We start from the raw sequence: 18,575 nt of genomic DNA on the forward strand, positions 1-18,575 counted from the left end.
GGCCGCCGCGATCTGGCACAACCACAAGACCCGCCAGCCCGTCACACGATCCTTGACCGCATACGACCACTGATCATTCGGAATGACTCGTCTAGGAAGGCGATCCCGCGGCACGGGCCGTCAGACGGGCCGCCGAGGAGGAGCGCGTGCGCAAGAACGTCAGACCGGCGGAGGACCCCGGCCGCGTCCTGGTCGACCTGGACACCGGGGTTGTGCGTATCCGGCGCACCGCGAATGAGGAGTGACGGGAGAGAGCCTTGATGTCCGGTACGGAGCCGTGGCCGATGCGCCGAGCGGACGGCACGGCGGCGAACGCCGTCCGGTCCGGAGCGAGCCCGCACCGGACGGAGGCCCGGACGCATGCGTGACCTGGTGCCGCTGCTGTTCCTCGGGGTCGGTCTCGCCGTGGTCATCGGCTTCTTCACCTGGCTGGCGTCCCACGTCCGTCGCCGCGGAGTCGCCGGGGCGGCCATCACCTCGGCCCTGGCCTCCTACGACGAGGCGTTCCGTGTGACCGCTCATGAATCGCACCACGAGATCCGGGCGCAGGCGGAACGCAAGGCACCGGTGCTGTCGCCCGACGATCAGTGGACACCGGACCGCGGCCGGGCCCGTCGTCGGCCCGCTGCGGGAAGCCGGCGGCCGGCCCGGCCGTTCGCCCTCCGTCTCCGGCGGGGTCCGGGCCGCCGGATCGGCCGGCCGCGGCGCGGGCGCTGACGCGGGCCGCCCCGGCCGCCGTACATCACCGGCGCCCTCACCCGCTCCGGGGAGTACCGGCGCCCGCTCCGGGGAGTACCGGCCGAGCACGGCGAGATGGCGTCACACGGACCGTGAGAGCCGGGCCTTGTCCTCGTCACGGACGTTGCCCCGCCCGCCCCGGCCGCGGTCGGCCGCGCCGGTCCCGGCAGTCGTCCGGTTGCCCCGCGTTGCTCCCACGGACCGTCGCCGACCGCCCTCCGGGCCGCCGCTCCGCCGCTCCTCCGAGAGAACATCCGACCTCTTGGTCATCCGATGTATGACGCCCACCTACTCGGGGTAATTCCCAGCAAGCCGGGAAGGGGTTCGGAAACAACGGTGCGGAAATCCCGATGACAGCTCGGATGAATCTTCGATCGATCGGGACGGTTGCCCGGTGTATGCACCGGGCAACCGAAGTTCACCCGGCCGTGCACCGGGGCTGCGGCGGGGTGGCCCGTAAGCCGTAAGGTTGGGGCGTACGAACAGGGAACTTCGGAAGGAGGCACTGGGTGATCGAGCTCGAGGGGGTACCCGAGCTGATCGACCCGGTCATGGTGGCCGCGTTCGAGGGCTGGAACGACGCCGGCGACGCCGCCTCCACCGCGGTCGCGCATCTGGACCGGGAATGGAAGGGCGAGGTGTTCGCGGCGCTCGACGCCGAGGACTACTACGACTTCCAGGTCAACCGGCCCACGGTGTTCCTGGACGGCGGAGTACGGAAGATCACCTGGCCCACGACCCGGCTCTCCGTGGTCCGCGTCGGCGGAGACACCCCACGGGATCTGGTCCTGGTGCGGGGCATCGAGCCGTCCATGCGGTGGCGTTCGTTCTGCAACGAGATCCTGGGCTTCGCCCATGAACTGGGCGTGGAGATGGTGGTGATCCTGGGCGCACTGCTCGGGGACACGCCCCACACCCGCCCGGTGCCGGTCAGCGGGGTCACATCGGACTCCGATCTGGCCCGGACCATGGATCTGGAGGAGACGCGGTACGAGGGGCCGACCGGGATCGTCGGCATCCTCCAGGAGGCGTGCACACACGCGGGGGTGCCCGCGGTGAGCCTGTGGGCCGCGGTGCCGCACTATGTCTCGCAGCCGCCGAACCCCAAGGCGACGCTGGCGCTTCTCAACCGGCTGGAGGATCTGGTCGGGCTGCGCATCCCGCTCGGCGAACTGCCCGAGGACGCGCGGGCGTGGCAGCTGGGCGTGGACCAACTGGCCGCAGAGGACAGCGAGGTCGCCGAGTACGTCCAGACGCTGGAGGAGGCGCGGGACACCGCGGAGCTTCCCGAGGCGTCGGGCGAGGCGATCGCCCGGGAGTTCGAACGGTATCTGCGGCGGCGGGACGGCGGTCCCGGCGCCGGGCCGGGCGGTCCCGGTGGTCCCGGTGGTCCCGGAGTGGCGACCGAGAGCGGGGACATCACTCCCGGCGGCTCCTATCTGCGGGATCCCGCGAGCGGGCTGAACAAGCCGTCGAAACCGCAGCGTTCGGAGCCGGAGCCCGGGACGGAGCCCAGGGCCGATCCGGAACCCAGGGCCGAGAAAGAGCGCGGAGCCGATACGGAGCCGAAGGCCGGGACAGAGCCGAAGGCCGGCACGGAGCCGGAGCCCGGGACAGAGCCGGGAGCCGAAACGGAACCCGAGGCCGATACGGAGCCGAGAGCCGCTTCGGGCGGCGACGGCGACGAGGGGGACTCCTCGCCCCCCAAGGAGTGACTCCGCGCGGGCGACGGCAGTGAGAACGGCGGGGCGGTACCGGAGCTTCCGGCACCGCCCCTCGTCATGTCACCGGGACAGCCGCAGTGGCACGATCCCCCTACAGCGCCACACCCAGCAGAGCGTCGACCCCCCGGGAGACCAGGCCGGGCGCCCCCTCGTCCGTACCCCCGTGAGCCTCCTGGACGGCGGCCCAGCGGTCCACGGCGGCGAGTGCGGCGGGGGCGTCGAGATCGTCGGCGAGGGCGTCGCGGATCTCCTCGATCAGGGCCTCGGCGGACGGGCCGTCGGGGCGGGAGACGGCCGCGCGCCAGCGCCCGAGCCGGTCCACCGCGTCCCGGAGGACCTGGTCGGTCCACTCCCAGTCGGCGCGGTAGTGGTGCGAGAGCAGCGCGAGCCGGATGGCGGCCGGGTCGACGCCGTCGTGGCGCAGCCGGGAGACGAAGACCAGATTCCCCTTGGACTTCGACATCTTCTCGCCGTCGAGCGCGACCATTCCCGCGTGGACGTACGCCGTGGCGAACGGGTGCTCACCGGTGAGGACCTGGGCGTGCGACGCGCCCATCTCGTGGTGCGGGAAGACGAGGTCCGAGCCACCGCCCTGGACGTCGAAGCCCATGCCGAGGTGGTCCAGCGCGATGGCCACGCACTCGATGTGCCAGCCGGGCCTGCCTCGTCCAAGGCTGCCGCCGTCCCAGCTGGGCTCGCCCTCGCGGGCGGCCATCCACAGGATCGGGTCGACCGGGTTCTTCTTGCCCGGACGGTCCGGGTCGCCGCCGCGTTCGGCGGACAGCAGGCGCATGGCCTCCGCGTCGAGGTGCGAGACCTCGCCGAAGCGCGGGTCGCTCTCCACGGAGAAGTACACGTCGCCGTCGAGTTCGTACGCGGCTCCCGCGTCCCGCAGGCGCTCGACGAGCGGGACGATGCCCGGTATCGACTCGACCGCGCCGATGTAGTGCCGCGGGGGGAGCATCCGCAGGGCGGTCATGTCCTCGCGGAACAGCGCGGTCTCGCGCTCCGCCAGCTCGGTCCAGTCCCGGCCGTCCCGCACGGCCCGCTCCAGGAGCGGATCGTCGATGTCCGTCACGTTCTGCACGTAGTGAACCTGGCGCTTGGTGTCGAGCCACACGCGCTGGACGAGGTCGAACGCGTTGTAGGTCGCCGCGTGACCCATGTGGGTGGCGTCGTACGGCGTGATGCCGCAAACGTAGATACGGGCGACGGGACCGGGGGTGAGGGTGACGGACCCTCCGGTCGCGGTGTCGTGGATCCGAAGGTCGCGGCCCTTGCCGGGCAGGGCGGGGACTTCGGAAGGGGGCCAGGCATACATGCCATTGAGCCTAACCGCACGGCTGGTGAGTACCCACCCGCGGGTTGCGGATCTTGTGCGGCCCGGAGCGGATGTCAGGCGCGGTCGAGGCCGGTGGCGGAACAGGACGCGGTCGCAGCGGCACGTATTCCCGCGGTACGTAGGCGCATCGCTTCACGCGGTACGTACGCGCATCGGGCTCACATCGCGCTCACATCGGCGGCCAGGGAATCGACGGCCAGTCGCCCGACGGGGCCGGGTGGACGCCCGACGCCAGCAGGCCCCGCACCCGGGATCGCACCGCCTCCACCTCCGCGGGGGTGAGCAGTTCCGCCAGGCGGGTGGCCAGGGGCTCGCCGGGAGCCAGCGCGGCGGCCAGGGCGCGCAGGGCGTCGAGGGACTCGGGCGGGAGCGGAGTGCCGGCCCAGCCCCACAGCAGGGTGCGGAGTTTGTCGTCGACGTTGAAGGTGACACCGTGGTCGATCGCGTACAGCGCGCCGTCGGCCGAGGGCAGCAGATGGCCGCCCTTGCGGTCGCCGTTGTTGATCACCGCGTCCAGGACCGCCAGCCGCCGCAGCCGGGCGTCGTCCGCGTGGACCAGGAGCGCCGTGCGGCCCTCGCCGACCTCCGCGAGCCCGACCGCCTTCCAGCCGTCGCCGGGCTCCTCGTCCTCGACGAGCGCGAGCAGCGGCCGGTCGGCGGCGGTGCCGGCGTCCGCCTCGATCCAGAGCTGGACCATGCCCCGGCCGTAGGGACCGTCCCGCAGGACCGTCGGAGGGACCAGGCCCCAGCCCAGCGCCTCGGAGACCTCGTAGGCCGCGACCTCGCGCTCGGCGAGGGTGCCGTCCGGGAAGTCCCACAGGGGGCGCTCGCCGGCGATCGGCTTGTAGACGCAGGACGCGCGCTCCCCCGCGTACGAGACGGAGCAGAACAGCACCGCGTTGGACGCCTCACGGACCCGGCCGCGTACGGTCAGCTCGCCGTTGGTGAGCAGGTCCAGGGAGGTCACGCTCCCCGTCGGTATCCGTTCTGGCGCGGGCATACATGTCCTTCCGGATCGAGCGGGAGGCTGCACAGCGGACACGGCGGACGGCCCGCGTTCACCACGTCCAGGGCACGTTTGGCGAAGGCACGCGCCTGCGCCCCGGTCAGCCGGACGCGCAGCATCGGCGGCCCGTTCTCCTCGTCCTGGAGCAGCCGCTCCTCGGCCTCGGCGAGGTCCTCGTCGGAGTCGGCGTCGAGCTCCACCAGCGCCTGGGCCTCGACGATCATGCGCTGTTCCTCGCCGTCCCAGGCCAGTGCCATCGTGCCGACGCGGAACTCCTCCTCCACGGGGGCGTCGAGGGGCGCGGTGTCGGCGACGTCCGCGGGGGCGACGGCGGGCACGGGGGCGTTGCCCCCGGTACGGCGCACGACCTCGTCGAGCAGTTCGTCGATGCGCTCGGCGAGCGCGGCCACCTGGGTCTTCTCCAGGGCCACGCTGGTGACGCGCCCTCCGGCCGAGGCCTGGAGGAAGAACGTACGGCGTCCAGGCAGCCCGACCGTGCCGGCCACGAAACGGTCCGGCGGATCGTAGAGGAACACCTGACGGGACACGCTGTGTCTCCCTCAAAAACTCGGAAATGATCAATGCCGGCCGCGGTCGGCACAAGCCGCGCGGGCCATACAGGCATTCGGCCCGTCCACCCTACTGCTGAAGCCGATCACGGGGCGCCCGCGCCGCCCCCGACGACGGCGTTCCCGCTTCCGCCCTCCTCGTCGCCCGCGCGCGGCGCGAGGGCGTCGAAGTCCCCGGTGTCGCCGAGCCGCAGAAGAAAGGGCCGGGTCCGGGTGTAGCGGATCACGGTGATGGAACACGGTTCGACATGGATCCGCTGGAAGAGATCGAGATGCATGCCGAGCGCGTCGGCGACGAGCGACTTGACGATGTCGCCGTGCGAGCACATGACGTAGGCCGCGTCGTCGCCGTGCTCCGTGTCGACGCGCGCGTTCCACTCGCGTACGGCCTCGACGGCGCGTGCCTGCATGGCCCGCATGGATTCCCCGCCGGGGAAGGCGGCGGCCGAGGGATGGTGCTGGACGACCTCCATCAGGGGCTCGCCGTTGAGCTCCTTGAGCTTGCGGCCCGACCAGTCGCCGTAGTCGCACTCGCCGATCCGCGCGTCGGTCCGCAGGTCCAGACCCGGCCGGGCGTCGAGGAGGGGCTGGAGCGTCTCCCGGCAGCGCTCCAGGGGGCTGCTCACGGCGAGGGCGAGCGGTACCGCGGCGATACGTTCCGGCAGCGCGGCTGCCTGGGCGGCGCCCCGCTCGTCGAGATGAACCCCTGGGGTCCAGCCCGCGAGCACCCCCGCGGTGTTCGCGGTGGAGCGTCCGTGACGTACGAGGATCAGCGTTGCCATGCCCGTCAGCCTAGGCCGATCCGCGCTCGGCGGGTGCGCGGCGGTGCGCCTCCGGCGTGCGCCGGGGGCATGGTCAGGGAAGAATGCGCGCTGTGATCGTGGACTGCGCCATCTACCGGGAGGGTCGCCGGACCGAGGGCCCCGGTGATCTCTCGGAGGCGCTCGCACAGGCGCGCGCGAGCGGTGACGCGTTTTTGTGGATCGGGATGTACGAGCCCACCGAGGAAGAGTTCGACCTGGTCAAGCAGGAGTTCGGGCTTCATCTGCTGGCCGTGGAGGACGCGCTCAGGGCCCATCAGCGCCCCAAGCTGGAGGTCTACGACGACTCGCTGTTCGTCGTCCTCAAGCCGGTCGTGTACGACCAGGAGAGCGACAAGGTCACCACCGGGGAGCTGATGCTCTTCATCGGCGATTCGTTCGTGGTGACGGTCCGCCACGGCGAGGGGTCCCCGCTCGCGGACGTACGCAAGCGGCTGGAGGCCGAGCCGCACGTGCTCCGGCACGGGCCGACGGCGGTGCTGTACGCGGTCAGCGACGCCGTGGTCGACCACTACATGGAGGTCGCGGAGGAGCTCCAGACCGACCTGGAGGAGATGGAGGCCGACGTCTTCTCCCCCACGGGCGGAGGGCCGGCACGCGCCACCGCGGCCCGGATCTACGTCTTCAAGCGCCAGGTGCTGGAGTTCCGGCGCGCGGCGGGGCCGCTGGGGGTGCCGATGACCCGGCTGGCGAGCGCGGAGGTGCCGTTCGTGCACGAGCACTCACGGCCGTTCTTCCGGGATGTGAGCGACCATCTGACACGCGCGTACGAGCAGGTGGAGGGCCTGGACCGGCTGCTGTCGGACATCCTGGCCGCCCATCTCGCGCAGCAGAGCGTGCGGCAGAACGACGACATGCGCAAGATCTCGGCGTGGGCGGCCATGGCCGCGGTCCCCACGATGGTCGCGGGCATCTACGGCATGAACTTCGACCACATGCCGGAGCTGCGGTGGGTCTGGGCCTATCCCGCCGTGCTGGTGCTGATGGCGGGCACGGTCTACGGCCTGTACCGGCTGTTCAAGCGCCGGGGCTGGTTGTAGGGCGCGCCGGGCAGTCGCCGGGCGCCGGGTCCGCGGCGCCCGGCGACTCCCCGGAAGGCCGCCCCGGACGGTTCTCCCGGAAGGTCCTCCCCGGAAGCGGTCCTCCTCGGTACGTGCTCGCCGGAACGGGCTCCTCAGAAGGCGGGCGCGGCGCTGGGCGGCCCGTCGAGCGCCCCCCTGCGCTCGGGCATCCGGAGGCTGATCATCCGGTGCCAGCCGCCGAGTCTCTCGTACGCGTACATCCCGTGGATGCCCGCCGCGAGCGCGGCCGCCTTGGGCGCGGGCCAGTGCAGCAGCCGCCCCATGTGGGACATCACGGCGAGGCTCACATCGCGGTAGACCTTGATCTCGGCGAGGGCGCTTTCGCGCAGCACCCGGTGGATGGTGCGGCCGTGTCCGTCGGAGGCCAGGCGCAGCAGTTCCTCGTGGCAGTAGGCGAGGTGGTTGTCCTCGTCCTTGCTGATCATCTTGATGGCTCTGCCGACCTCGGGGTGGTCGCCGAAGTACTTCACCAGCATCACCATCTGGTCGGCGGCACGCTGCTCGGTGACCCTGCTGTGCGAGAGGTAGACGACGATGTCCTCCTCACCGAGGGGTTCCTCGCGGCGGAGCTTGTCGTGGGTGAGGCCGATGCCCTGTCGCTCCAGGAGCATGGTGTAGTCCGTCTCGGGCGGTACGGGGACGGGTTCGAGTCCGCGCTTCCTGAGCAGCGCCTGGAAGATCCGGCCGTGCTTGTCCTCGTCCGCGCCGTGCCGTGTGATCCTCGGCGCGAGGGCCCGCATGCTCTCGGGCACGAGGGCGGCGATACGGGCGTTCTCCCAGCCTCCCTGTGCCTCGCCGCTGGCCGCGATGGAGCAGAAGAGCCGGTAGGAGTGGTCGTTGTCGAGGATTTCCTGGAACAGGCTTCGGGCCGAGAGCACTACTGCCACCTCCTGAAAGCATCCGCAAAGAAAGAGTCAAGTGCGGTATCGGGGTGCTGGCAACAGCAGAGTGGGACAACTGCGCCGAACGGACGACATCCGTGCCCGCCGGTGCGGGGGCGGCTTGGAGGGTGGTGCGCCGGGCGGCCGCCGCGAAGGGCAGTAACCGAGGCGGGTGCCCGAGCGTTGTACGCGTGACGGCCGTGGCGGGGAGACCCCCCGAGCCCCCACCACGGCCGCGGAATCCACCGCACCGGAGCCCCCGTCGGCGCGGGAGCGCACGGAGGACCGGGCCGGGGCCCGGCGCGGGCTGGCCGGAGCGACCGTCCGGGCTGCGGGCCGGGCCGGGCTACGCCAGGCCGGAACGCTCCAGCGCCTCGGTGCCCGCGCGGAGTGCGGCGATCCGCTCGTCGAGCGAGAATCCGGCCGGGGCGAGGGTCAGCGTGGTGACACCGGCCGCCGCGTACGCCTGCATCCGCTCGGCGATCCGCTCCACGGAGCCCAGCAGGGTGGTGGAGTCGATCAGCCGGTGCGGAACGGCCGCCGCCGCGCCCTCCTTGTCGCCGGAGAGGTACTTGTCCTGGATCTCGGCGGCTTCCTTCTCGTACCCCATGCGCTGCGCGAGCCGGTTGTAGAAGTTCTGCGTGCGGCTGCCCATGCCGCCGACGTACAGCGCGGTGTACGGCCGGAAGATGTCGGCGAGGGCGTTGACGTCGTCGCCGAGGGCCAGGGGCAGGGTCGGGCAGACGTCGAAGCCCTCCAGGGTCTTCCCGGCCCGCTCGCGGCCCGCCCGCAGATGGGCGAGCGCCGTGTCCTCCAGCTGGTCGGCGGCGGAGAACAGCAGCAGCGCGCCGTCGGCGATCTCACCGGTCTGCTCCAGGTTCCTGGGGCCGATGGCGGCGATGTAGAGCGGGATGTGCTCGCGCTCGGGGTGGACGGTGAGCTTGAGCGGCTTGCCCGGGCCGCCGGGCAGCGGCAGGGTCCAGTGGTCGCCTTCGTACGAGAGGCGCTCGCGGGACATCGCCCGGCGGACGATCTCGACGTACTCCCGGGTGCGGGCGAGCGGTTTGTCGAACCTGACGCCGTACCAGCCTTCGGAGACCTGGGGCCCCGAGACGCCGAGACCGAGGCGGAAGCGGCCCCCCGAGAGGGAGTCGAGGGTGGCGGCGGTCATCGCCGTCATGGCGGGCCGGCGGGCGGGAATCTGCATGATCGCGGAGCCGACGTCGATCCGTTCGGTCTGAGCCGCGACCCAGCTGAGGACGGTGGGGGCGTCGGAGCCGTACGCCTCCGCGGCCCAGCAGACGTCGTAGCCGAGCCTGTCGGCCTCCTTGGCGACCACGAGGTTGTCGCCGTCCATTCCCGCGCCCCAGTAGCCGAGGTTGATGCCGAGCCGCATGAAAGCTCCCTCTTACCGATCAGTAATGTTCTTGTCGGGGACTCTAGCGCGGCCGGGTCGATCCGTCCGGGGAGAGTTTGCTCACTGTGCGGACGGCCGGTGGCACCGCGCCGGTGCCGGTGGTTGTCCACAGGCTCCCGCGAGGCCGGGCCCCGGCCAGTAATCTCAGCGCTCATGGAGCAGAGGCATCTCGGCCGCACCGGCCTGCGCGTGTCCCGGATCGGGCTCGGCACCCTGACCTGGGGCCGGGACACCGATGAGCACGACGCCGCCGACCAGCTGAAGGCGTTCTGGGAGGCCGGCGGGACACTGGTCGACACCGCCGACGTGTACGGGGGCGGGGACGCGGAGTATCTGCTCGGGCAGCTCGTCGAGCGGCTGGTACCACGGCGTGATCTCGTGATCGCGACCAAGGCGGGCAGCGTGCCCGATCCGGACCGCCGTTTCAACGGCTCGCGGGGCCATCTGCTCGCCGCCCTCGACGAATCGCTGGAGCGGCTGGGGACGACGTACGTCGATCTCTGGCAGGTCCACGCCTTCGATCCCCTCACCCCCCTGGACGAGACCCTCCAGGCCCTGGACATCGCCGTGAGCAGCGGCCGGGCGAGATACGCGGGCGTGTCGAACTTCTGCGGCTGGCAGCTCGCCAAGGCGGCGACCTGGCAGCTGGCGTCCCCGGGGGTGCGCACGCGGCTGGCCAGTACGCAGATGGAGTACTCCCTGCTCCAGCGGGGCGTGGAGCGCGAGGTCCTGCCCGCCGCGCTGGACCTGGGCGTGGGACTGCTGCCGTCGTCGCCGCTGGGGCGCGGGGTGCTGACGGGCAAGTACCGCCACGGGACGCCGACGGACTCGCGGGGTGCCTCCGAGCAGCTCGCGCCGTTCGTGGAGCCGTATCTCGACGAGACCGCGAGCAGCATCGTGGACGCGGTGGCGACGGCTGCGGACGGGCTGGCGACGACGGCCCTCCAGGTGGCGCTCGCCTGGGTGCGGGACCGGCCGGGTGTGGTCGCCCCGATCATCGGCGCGCGCAACGCGCAGCAGCTCACGGCGGCTTTGTCAGTGGAGGCGCTTACGCTTCCAGACGAGATCTGCCAGGCGCTCGACGATGTGTCGGCGCCCGTGCACCGCTATCCCGACCAGGACTGGAGCACGCTGTGACCGTGCCTTCCCGGGGGCCGAACCCCGAACCCCCGGCCGACGACCACACGTCCGCGGACGAAGCGGCCGGTGTGGAGGAGACCTCAAGCTCGCCCGGGGCGGGTGCGCCGGGCCCCGGCGACACCCCGGGCGGGCCCTCCGGCGGGGACGCCGTCGCGGCCGATCTCCCGGACGCAGACAGGGACGGGTCCCCGGACCAGGAGCCGGCCCCGGACACAGCCCCGGACCGGGAGACGGCCCCGGAGGCGGACGCGGGCACGGCCCCGGGCACGGGCTCGGACGGCGGAACGGACGCGGGCACGGGCGCCGCCTCGGGTGCGGAACTGTCCGAGGCCGAGGCGGAGCTTGCCGCGCAGCGGGAGCTGCGGGCGCGGATCGAGCGGCGGAAGGCCGAGAAGGAAGCGCCCATCACGAGCGGATCCAAGCTGAGCGGCACGGCGGCCGATCTGCTGGCGGCCGTGCGCGCGGTGGAGAGCGGCGAGACGTCGGGAAGCACGTTCTACGACACCCCGGCACCGGCCGCGCCCCCGGTCCCCCGGTCGGCACCGGCCGCGTCCCAAGCCCCCCGGGATCCGGTGGCCGGGCCGGTCCACCGGTCCGCCGCCGGTGAACAGGGCGGCCCGAGGCCGGCCGCGCCCGGGGCCGTAGCGGCCGTCCGGGCGGTGCTCGCCGAGGGCGGTGCGCCCGAGGCCCTCGCCGGACGGGTCGCGGACGTGCTCGGGGAGGGCGCCGACGGAGTGCTGCGGGAGGACCCCTGGCAGCTGCTGTCCGTGCCGGGCGTGCGGCCCGAGCAGGCCGACGGGTTCGCCCGCGCCCTGCTCGGCGCCGACTGCGGCCCGGGCGACGAGCGGCGTACGGCGGCCCTGGTGACCTGGCGGCTGGAGCGTGCGGCCCTCCAGGGGCACACGGCGCTGGAGTCCTCTTCCGTACGGGGAGCGCTGGCCGAGCTGTCGGTGCCGGATCCGGACGAGGCCCTCCGGCAGGCCGTCGCCGACGGTGCCGTGCTGCTGTTCCAGGACGGTGGGGGGCCGGACGCCGACGCGGACGGCGGGACGGGCGACGAGGAGTCGGCGGAGCAGCCGGAAGCCCCCGTTCTGCTGGGCCTCGACCGGTACGCGCTGGCGGAGGAGAGCCTCGCGGACGGACTGGCCCGGCTGGCCAGGGCGGGCGCCGACACCCGGTGGGGTGATGGGGATGCGGGGACGACCGAGCTGATCCGCGCGGTCGCGGCGAGCGGCCTGGTCGTCCACACCGGCGGTGAGGCCGCCCGGGCGGAGCCGATCGCGCTGGCGGACGCCGCCGAGGCGCTCGGACTGCGCGCGGTCGTCGCGGTCCACAGCTCCCAGGGGCACGACGGCCCCGACCGCGCGATGGTCACCGTCTCCGGGCTGCTGTCCGGTACGCAGGGGCCAGGCCGTGACGGGGACGGCGCGCTGGCGCTGGACCTGCTGGTGGTCCTGGACGCGCCGCGCCTGGATGTGGAGACGGCCGCCATGCTGGTCGAGTCCCTGCCGGACGGCGGCCGGCTCGTCCTCAGCGGTGACCCGGGCGAGTTGTTCTCGGCGGGCGCCGGGCGGGTCTTCGCGGATCTGCTGGCCGCCCGCGTGTGCCCCCAGGTCGCCTCCCGGACCCCTGATCCGGGCCCCATCGGCGAGCTGGTCTCGGGGATCGGCATCGGCGAGCTGAACCAGGTGGAGTCACCTGGCAGAGAGGTCGTCATCGTGCCGGTGCGGGACGCGGGCGAGGCCGTGCACCGTACGGTGCAGCTCGTCGCGGATTCGGTACCGCGGGCGATCGGGGTGCCCACGGAGCAGACCCAGGTGATCACGGTCGGCCACGGCGGCTCCGCGGGCACCCGCGCGCTGAACACGGCCCTGAAGCAGCGGCTGAACCCGGGCCCCGGCCGGTTCGGCGGTTTCGACCCCGGCGACCGGGTGGCGTACACCCCGGCCCCGGGCCGCACCGTGCCCGGCACCGTGGTCTCGGCGGACGCGGAGGGCCTGCGCCTGGAGTGCGCCGACGGCCCGGTGACCGTGCCGAAGGACCGGGTCGAGCCGGCGGTCCGGCACGGCTGGGCGATGACCGCGCACCAGGCGGCGGGAATGCGCTGGCCGGCGGCGGTCGTGGTGCTGCCGGGCGACGCGGCGCAGGGGCTCAGCCGCTCATGGGTCTACACGGCGTTCAGCCGGGGTGCGCGCCATCTCTCGGTGGTCCACGGCGCGGACCAGGCGCTACCGCGCGCGGTGGCGGACATCCCGTCCCAGGAGCGCACGACCCGCCTCCGTCCACTGCTGGAGGGTCTCCTGGCCCCGACACCGTGACCGGTCGGCGTCCGGGTGCTCCGCGAGTGAGCCGAAGAGGCACGTGCGTGCTGCCGTGGGGTGGGGGGGTTCCCGAGCCTTCCGCGAGTGAACCGAAGAGGCGCGCGGGCACCGAAACGGAGCACGCCCCCACACCCCAGGACAGCCCCACGCCAAGACTGCAATCGCAGACCCGCCACCACGCCTCGGCTCCCTCGCGAATGAGCCGAAGACGCGCGCGGGCGCTGCCGTGGGGCGGGGGGCTCCCGGGTCTTCCGCGAGTGAGCCGAAGAGGCGCGCGGGTGCCGAAAGGGAGAACGCGCGGAGGCCGCGAGGAACGAGCGGTCGAGCACGATCGACCGTCGGGACACGCTAAGGCGCCTCGGAGGCGAACCGAGCGCTCTAAAAGAACAGCCTCGGAGGCGAACCGAGCGCTCAAGAACCACCCCCGGAGGCGAACCCAGCGCTCTAAAAAACCACCCCCCGCCCGTCAGCGACGGACTTCGTCGAGGTCGTCCAGGTCCTGGCCGAGATCGTCCTCGTCGAAGACGGCGCTCACGTCGAAGCGGCAGATCACCCGCTGCGAGTCCGCCTGCTCGAAGGGGGCGCTCAGCCATTCGCCCGGCTCGGGCACCTCGTCGGAGGCCGACACCCAGAGAGTGGAGTCGCCTTCCTCCAGACCGAATTCCTTGTGCCGGGAGGCGATTTCGTCAGGTTCGTACTCCCCGAAGAGCACGCCGAGCGCGGCATGCACGCCGGCGCCCACCATCGTGCCGTCGGGGCCGTCGTCGGAGTCGACATCGGCGATGCGCTGTGCCTGTGCCAGCAGCCGCTGGGGCTCCACCACCGCGTAGTCACGGCGGATGAGCACGCTGAGGGCGTTCGGCTCGTCGGGGCCCGCGTAGGGCGGCAGCGAGTCCTCCGCTCCCGGGATCTCGAAGGGCGTGACCTCGTCGTAGCGGTCGTAGAGGCGCTCGTCGTAGACCTCCGCGGCGACGGCCAGCGCGTTGAACGCTTCGTAGACGGCCGGGTCGTCCTCTCCCGTGCGGTTCTCGACCGCCGCGAGGTGACGGTCCAGTGCGGCTTTGACCGCCTCGGCGGCGGCACGTACCTCGGCAGCGGTGGGCTGCGCAGCATCAGACATAGTGCAGACGCTATCCGTACCGGGGCTCTGCCCGCACAATAGATGCGATGCCGGAATACGAATTTGTCGACGTGTACGTTCCGCGCGGGGTCTCCCGCAGGGAGGCGACCCGTCTGCTGACCGACCATGCCGAGTACGGACACTGGGAACTGGACCGACTGAGTCTGCACCGGGACGGCAGCCGCAGAGTGCGGTTGCGCCGGCGCATCATCCGTCAGGTGCGCGCCACCTGGTGATCAGCGCGAAGAGGGCCTCGTCGTGGCGAGGCCCTCTCGGTTTCCGTGCTGTCCCGCGGCGGTCGGCCCTGCCACCGCACGCCGTCACGCCCCGCCCCGAGCCGGGCACGGACGGTGCCGGCGACCGGAAGGGGTACGGCGGTACGGAGCCTGCCGTACCGCTCAGGCGTACGGAGCCGGCCGTACGGCTCAGGCGGAGGCGCGGGCCCTCCGGTAGAGCACCGCGCCACCGAGCAGCAGGCCCGCGCCGGCCGGGATGATCAGGCCCAGCGAGCCGGCGCCGGTGTGCGCGAGGGCCTCCGAGTCGTCGGAGCGCGCGGCGGTCTGCACCACGGGGTCGTTCCCGTCACGGGTGGCCGGCTTGGTGCCGGGGTTCGCGGGCTCGCTCTCGCGGGGCTTGCCCGGGTTCTCGGGCTTGCCCGGCTCCTCCGGCTTGACGGGCTTCTCCGGCGGGGTGACGGCGTTGTTGCCGCAGTCGTTGCCGGTGGCCGCGTTGCCGAGGCCGACGACGTTCACGGTGTTGCCGCACGCGTTCACCGGGACGTCGACCGGGGCCTGGATGTGGTTGCCGGAGCCGATACCGGGAGAGTGGGATGTGCTTCCGCTCGCGTAGGAGCCCCCTCCGGTCTGGGTGCCGGAGCCCGGGTTCCCGGTCCCGGGGGTGCCCGAGCCCGGATTTCCGGTCCCGGGAGTGCCGGTGCCGTGGCTGCCGGTGCCGGACTTGTTCGCACAGGTGTTGCCGAACGCCGGGTTGAGCAGACCGACGACGTTCACGGAGTTGCCGCACGCGTTCACCGGAACGCTCACCGGCACCTGGACCGTGTTCCCGGACGCGACGCCCGGAGAGTTGGACGCCCCTCCGGCCGCCCCGGCGCCCGCGTGCGCGTAGCCGCCGCCCAGGGCGAGCGCCCCGCCCGCCGCGGCCATGGTGATCAGGCCCTTACGAGTGACCTGTCGCATAGGTGGTTCCCCTGCCTTCTTCGCCTCGTCAGGAATTCCGCCGGGGGCCCGTTCGCCCGGGGGCGGAAATGCCGGGCGGTCCCGGAGCGCATGGCACGCACTCCGGGACCGCTCGGGTTCACACCCGAACCCTCACGGGTCGAGTCACAACATCAGGAGCTGATGCAGGTGTTGCCGAAGGCGGGGTTCAGAAGCCCGATCACGGAGACCGTGTTGCCGCACACGTTCACCGGCACGTGGACCGGGACCTGAAGAACGTTGCCGGAAAGCACACCGGGAGAGCCCACGGCAGCGCCCTGAGCACCCGAGTCGGCCATGGCCACGCCCGCACCGGCGAGCACCAGACCACCTGTGGCAGCCGCAGCAGCGACGACCTTCTTGATCATTATTCCTCCTTGTTGGCAATGCGGTCCCAGCCGCGGACCGCAACACCTGTAACGAGGAGGGGGCGCAGGGGCTACGAGCGCGATGTTCCTTTCACTCTTTTCAGTCAACAGCGCACAGAGGGACGATTATTGGAGGTCCGTTTCACCGGACGTACCGGGGCACCTCACCCGATCCGGTTCAGCACGCGTCGAGGAAGCGGTCAAGCACTCGCACCCCGAACTTCAGGCCGTCGACGGGCACTCGCTCGTCCACCCCGTGGAACATTCCCGCGAAGTCCAGCTCGGGCGGCAGCCGCAGCGGCGCGAAGCCGAAGCAGCGGATGCCGAGGTCGTCGAACGACTTGGCGTCCGTGCCCCCGGACAGCATGTACGGGACGGCGCGGGCGATGGGGTCCTCGGCCTTCAGCGCCGTCTGCATCGCGTCCACGAGATCGCCGTCGAAGCTGGTCTCCAGCGCCTTGTCGCCGTGCACGTCCTCACGGCGGACCCTCGGTCCGAGGAGCCGGTCGAGATCGGCGAGGAACTCCTCCTCGTACCCCGGCAGAAAGCGCCCGTCGACATGGGCGGTGGCCTGACCGGGGATGACGTTCACCTTGTAGCCCGCGCCGAGCATCGTGGGGGCGGCGGAGTTGCGCAGGGTCGCGCCGACCATCTTCGCGATCCCGCCCAGCTTGGCGAGGGTCGCGTCCATGTCCTCCGGGTCGAGCGGGGTGCCGAGCGCGTCGGAGAGCTCGTCCAGGAACGACCGTACGGTCTTGGTCACCCGCACCGGCCAGGTGTGACGGCCGAGCCGGCCGACGGCCTCGCACAGTTCGGTGATGGCGTTGTCGTTGTTGGTCATCGACCCGTGGCCGGCGGTGCCGTCCACGGTCAGGCGCATCCAGTGCATGCCCTTCTGCGCCGTCTCGACGAGATAGAGGCGCAGATTCTCGTTGACGGTGAAGGAGAATCCCCCGACCTCGCCGATGCCCTCCGTGACGCCCTCGAAGAGATCCGGGTGCTTGTCGACGAGGTGGCGGGCGCCGTAGGTCCCGCCGGCCTCCTCGTCGGCGACGAACGCGAGCACCACGTCGCGCGGGGGCCTGCGCCCGGAGCGCAGCCGGTCCCGTACGACGGCGAGCGTCATCGCGTCCATGTCCTTCATGTCCACGGCGCCACGGCCCCAGACGCAGCCGTCCGCGATCTCGCCGGAGAACGGGTGGTGCGTCCAGTCGTCCGCGTTGGCCGGCACGACATCGGTGTGGCCGTGGATGAGCAGCGCGGGCCGGGAGGGGTCCTCGCCCTCGATCCGGGCCACGGTGGAGGCGCGCCCCTTGTGGGACTCGATGATCCTCGGTTCGAGCCCGACCTCGGCGAGCTTCTCCGCGACGTATTCGGCCGCCACCCGCTCCCCCGGTCCCGAGTGGTCCCCGTAGTTGCTGGTGTCGATCCGGATCAGCTCACGGCAGAGGTCGACGACCTCGTCCTCGCCCGAGACGGTACGGGCCGTATTCGACTCGCTCACGCTGATTCCTCCCGCTGTCGCCGCTGGTGGTTCCCCCTCATCCTCCCGCGCGGGGAGCCGGACCCCAAGAGAGCGGGGCCGCCCGCCGCCGGCCGCCGCCCGCCCGCCCGGGACGGGGGTGGAGGGTGATCGGGCACAGCCGAATGTTTGCTATGGTTTTCCACGTCGGAACGGCCCAGGCCGTACGGCAGACACCTGGTCCGGGTGGCGGAATGGCAGACGCGCTAGCTTGAGGTGCTAGTGCCCTTTATCGGGCGTGGGGGTTCAAGTCCCCCCTCGGACACACTTTTTCACAGCGGTGCGGGCAGTGGGTGGTGACTCATCGGTCACGGCCCACTTTTTTGTGTCCGTGGTCCCGACACCCGGCGACTGCCTCGCGCGGTCGCCGTCGCCGCATACAGTCACGTCGGTGAGACGCAGACGCCCCGCACCGCCCAGCCCCCTCCCCCAGCGTGACGGGATCGACCCCGTGCGCATCCGGCTGCCGGAGGATCCCGGCGGGCGGTGGGCGACCGTGTACGACCATGTGGCGGCTCGGTACGGGCACGAGCGGGCGGGCGCGCTGTTCGCGGAGGGGCGGATCGTCTCGGTGGAGGGGAGCGTCGCGGCGGACGAGCCGTACACCGCCGGGCGGTACCTCTGGTTCCACCGGGATTTTGCGCCCGAGGAGCGGGTTCCGTTCGAGATCGGGATCGTGCACCGCGACGAGCGGCTGCTGATCGTGGACAAACCGCACTTCCTCGCCACCACACCGCGCGGGCGCCATGTCACCGAGACCGCGCTCGCGCGGCTGCGGCGGGATCTCGGGCTGCCGAGGCTGCAGCCCGCGCACCGGCTGGACCGGCTCACGGCGGGGCTGGTCCTCTTCGTCGTGCGGGAGGAGGACCGGGGGGCGTATCAGACCCTGTTCGGCGAGCGGCGGGTGCGCAAGGAGTACGAGGGGGTGGCCCGTCACGATCCCGCGGTGGAGCTTCCCCGGACCGTACGCAGCCGGATCGTGAAGGAGCACGGGGTGATGGCGGCCCATGAGGTGGCGGGCGAGCCGAACAGCGAGAGCCGGATCGAGCTGGTGGAACGGCGGGGCGGGCTCGGTCGCTACCGGCTGGTGCCCGTCACCGGACGCACCCATCAGCTCAGGGTCCATATGAACGCGATCGGGCTGCCGCTCCTGGACGATCCGCTGTTTCCGGCCGTCCGGGAGCCCGCCGACGACGACTGGTCCCGGCCACTGCAACTGCTCGCGAAGGTACTGGAGTTCACCGATCCGGTGACGGGAGAGCCGTATCGCTTTGAAAGCAGGCTGCGGCTCTCCCGCTGGGGGTGACGCG

17 protein-coding genes and 1 tRNA gene are annotated in these 18,575 nt (G+C 72.1%); 8 read left to right on the top strand and 10 right to left on the bottom strand.

Going from position 1 to position 18,575, the window contains the following annotated elements:
* The first annotated feature begins 360 nt into the window (after positions 1-360).
* Positions 361-717, top strand: coding sequence for a hypothetical protein (locus tag ACFYT4_RS22360; protein WP_389271638.1), 357 nt, complete (start codon positions 361-363; stop codon positions 715-717).
* Positions 718-1,247: 530 nt separating this feature from the next.
* A complete protein-coding gene (locus ACFYT4_RS22365) occupies positions 1,248-2,453 on the top strand; it encodes a PAC2 family protein (protein WP_389271641.1) in 1,206 nt (401 codons plus the stop codon).
* Between the two features lie 100 nt (positions 2,454-2,553).
* Here the strand turns inward: ACFYT4_RS22365 and mshC are convergent, their stop codons facing one another.
* The 4 genes from mshC to ACFYT4_RS22385 all read right to left on the bottom strand — a co-directional run bounded on the left by mshC (position 2,554) and on the right by ACFYT4_RS22385 (position 6,161).
* Positions 2,554-3,783, bottom strand: coding sequence for a cysteine--1-D-myo-inosityl 2-amino-2-deoxy-alpha-D-glucopyranoside ligase (gene mshC, locus ACFYT4_RS22370; RefSeq protein ID WP_389271644.1), 1,230 nt, complete (start codon positions 3,781-3,783; stop codon positions 2,554-2,556).
* Positions 3,784-3,973: 190 nt separating this feature from the next.
* Positions 3,974-4,804: an SCO1664 family protein gene (locus ACFYT4_RS22375; RefSeq protein WP_389271647.1), complete on the bottom strand. Its 831-nt coding sequence runs from the start codon at positions 4,802-4,804 to the stop codon at positions 3,974-3,976.
* Complete coding sequence (locus tag ACFYT4_RS22380; RefSeq protein WP_389271650.1) at positions 4,768-5,358, bottom strand: DUF3090 domain-containing protein; 591 nt, start codon at positions 5,356-5,358, stop codon at positions 4,768-4,770. The genes ACFYT4_RS22375 and ACFYT4_RS22380 overlap by 37 nt, the downstream gene beginning before the upstream one ends.
* Positions 5,359-5,465: 107 nt before the next feature.
* Positions 5,466-6,161, bottom strand: coding sequence for a histidine phosphatase family protein (locus ACFYT4_RS22385; protein WP_389271653.1), 696 nt, complete (start codon positions 6,159-6,161; stop codon positions 5,466-5,468).
* 83 nt (positions 6,162-6,244) lie between these two features.
* Between ACFYT4_RS22385 and corA the strand changes: the two genes are divergently transcribed.
* Positions 6,245-7,240, top strand: coding sequence for a magnesium/cobalt transporter CorA (gene corA / locus ACFYT4_RS22390; protein ID WP_389271656.1), 996 nt, complete (start codon positions 6,245-6,247; stop codon positions 7,238-7,240).
* 134 nt (positions 7,241-7,374) lie between these two features.
* Here corA and ACFYT4_RS22395 read toward each other — a convergent pair whose 3' ends face one another.
* Positions 7,375-8,160 carry a ferritin-like domain-containing protein gene (locus ACFYT4_RS22395; protein ID WP_389271940.1) on the bottom strand — a complete coding sequence of 262 codons (786 nt, stop codon included), beginning with the start codon at positions 8,158-8,160 and terminating at the stop codon, positions 7,375-7,377.
* Positions 8,161-8,509: 349 nt separating this feature from the next.
* Positions 8,510-9,559, bottom strand: a complete 1,050-nt coding sequence (locus tag ACFYT4_RS22400) for an LLM class F420-dependent oxidoreductase (protein WP_389271659.1) — start codon at positions 9,557-9,559, stop codon at positions 8,510-8,512.
* Positions 9,560-9,733: 174 nt separating this feature from the next.
* Here ACFYT4_RS22400 and ACFYT4_RS22405 point away from each other — a divergent pair, with 174 nt between their 5' ends.
* Positions 9,734-10,717, top strand: coding sequence for an aldo/keto reductase (locus tag ACFYT4_RS22405; RefSeq protein WP_389271662.1), 984 nt, complete (start codon positions 9,734-9,736; stop codon positions 10,715-10,717).
* The gene (locus ACFYT4_RS22410) at positions 10,714-13,038 is read left to right on the top strand and encodes a helix-hairpin-helix domain-containing protein (protein ID WP_389271665.1); all 2,325 of its coding nucleotides are present in this window, start codon (positions 10,714-10,716) and stop codon (positions 13,036-13,038) included. The genes ACFYT4_RS22405 and ACFYT4_RS22410 overlap by 4 nt, the downstream gene beginning before the upstream one ends.
* Before the next feature lie 469 nt (positions 13,039-13,507).
* Here the strand turns inward: ACFYT4_RS22410 and ACFYT4_RS22415 are convergent, their stop codons facing one another.
* The gene (locus ACFYT4_RS22415; RefSeq protein WP_389271668.1) at positions 13,508-14,161 is read right to left on the bottom strand and encodes a hypothetical protein; all 654 of its coding nucleotides are present in this window, start codon (positions 14,159-14,161) and stop codon (positions 13,508-13,510) included.
* A 47-nt stretch (positions 14,162-14,208) separates the two neighbouring features.
* Here ACFYT4_RS22415 and ACFYT4_RS22420 point away from each other — a divergent pair, with 47 nt between their 5' ends.
* Positions 14,209-14,397, top strand: coding sequence for a DUF5703 family protein (locus tag ACFYT4_RS22420; RefSeq protein WP_010472255.1), 189 nt, complete (start codon positions 14,209-14,211; stop codon positions 14,395-14,397).
* 189 nt (positions 14,398-14,586) lie between these two features.
* Here the strand turns inward: ACFYT4_RS22420 and ACFYT4_RS22425 are convergent, their stop codons facing one another.
* From ACFYT4_RS22425 to ACFYT4_RS22435, 3 genes are all read right to left on the bottom strand, one after another.
* Positions 14,587-15,357 carry a chaplin gene (locus tag ACFYT4_RS22425; RefSeq protein WP_389271672.1) on the bottom strand — a complete coding sequence of 257 codons (771 nt, stop codon included), beginning with the start codon at positions 15,355-15,357 and terminating at the stop codon, positions 14,587-14,589.
* 152 nt (positions 15,358-15,509) lie between these two features.
* On the bottom strand, positions 15,510-15,743 hold the full coding sequence (gene chpH / locus ACFYT4_RS22430; protein WP_389271675.1) for a chaplin ChpH: 234 nt from the start codon (positions 15,741-15,743) through the stop codon (positions 15,510-15,512).
* Positions 15,744-15,921: 178 nt separating this feature from the next.
* Positions 15,922-17,247 carry a M20/M25/M40 family metallo-hydrolase gene (locus tag ACFYT4_RS22435; RefSeq protein ID WP_389271678.1) on the bottom strand — a complete coding sequence of 442 codons (1,326 nt, stop codon included), beginning with the start codon at positions 17,245-17,247 and terminating at the stop codon, positions 15,922-15,924.
* A gap of 198 nt (positions 17,248-17,445) precedes the next feature.
* Between ACFYT4_RS22435 and ACFYT4_RS22440 the strand changes: the two genes are divergently transcribed.
* Both ACFYT4_RS22440 and ACFYT4_RS22445 read left to right on the top strand, forming a co-directional pair.
* Positions 17,446-17,530, top strand: a tRNA-Leu gene (locus ACFYT4_RS22440).
* Positions 17,531-17,656: 126 nt separating this feature from the next.
* A complete protein-coding gene (locus tag ACFYT4_RS22445; protein ID WP_389271681.1) occupies positions 17,657-18,571 on the top strand; it encodes a pseudouridine synthase in 915 nt (304 codons plus the stop codon).
* Positions 18,572-18,575 lie beyond the last annotated feature (4 nt).

It is taken from the genome of Streptomyces sp. NPDC004609 (assembly GCF_042873655.1).
Classification (GTDB): domain Bacteria; phylum Actinomycetota; class Actinomycetes; order Streptomycetales; family Streptomycetaceae; genus Streptomyces.

What these genes read in the sequence shown, in the direction of transcription:
- ACFYT4_RS22375 (WP_389271647.1), bottom strand. Translation starts at nt 4,804, where the DNA reads ATGCCCGCGCCAGAACGGATACCGACGGGGAGCGTGACCTCCCTGGAC.
- corA (WP_389271656.1), top strand. Translation starts at nt 6,245, where the DNA reads ATGCGCGCTGTGATCGTGGACTGCGCCATCTACCGGGAGGGTCGCCGG.
- chpH (WP_389271675.1), bottom strand. Translation starts at nt 15,743, where the DNA reads ATGATCAAGAAGGTCGTCGCTGCTGCGGCTGCCACAGGTGGTCTGGTG.
- ACFYT4_RS22420 (WP_010472255.1), top strand. Translation starts at nt 14,209, where the DNA reads ATGCCGGAATACGAATTTGTCGACGTGTACGTTCCGCGCGGGGTCTCC.
- ACFYT4_RS22415 (WP_389271668.1), bottom strand. Translation starts at nt 14,161, where the DNA reads ATGTCTGATGCTGCGCAGCCCACCGCTGCCGAGGTACGTGCCGCCGCC.
- ACFYT4_RS22385 (WP_389271653.1), bottom strand. Translation starts at nt 6,161, where the DNA reads ATGGCAACGCTGATCCTCGTACGTCACGGACGCTCCACCGCGAACACC.
- ACFYT4_RS22400 (WP_389271659.1), bottom strand. Translation starts at nt 9,559, where the DNA reads ATGCGGCTCGGCATCAACCTCGGCTACTGGGGCGCGGGAATGGACGGC.
- ACFYT4_RS22425 (WP_389271672.1), bottom strand. Translation starts at nt 15,357, where the DNA reads ATGCGACAGGTCACTCGTAAGGGCCTGATCACCATGGCCGCGGCGGGC.
- mshC (WP_389271644.1), bottom strand. Translation starts at nt 3,783, where the DNA reads ATGTATGCCTGGCCCCCTTCCGAAGTCCCCGCCCTGCCCGGCAAGGGC.
- ACFYT4_RS22405 (WP_389271662.1), top strand. Translation starts at nt 9,734, where the DNA reads ATGGAGCAGAGGCATCTCGGCCGCACCGGCCTGCGCGTGTCCCGGATC.
- ACFYT4_RS22360 (WP_389271638.1), top strand. Translation starts at nt 361, where the DNA reads ATGCGTGACCTGGTGCCGCTGCTGTTCCTCGGGGTCGGTCTCGCCGTG.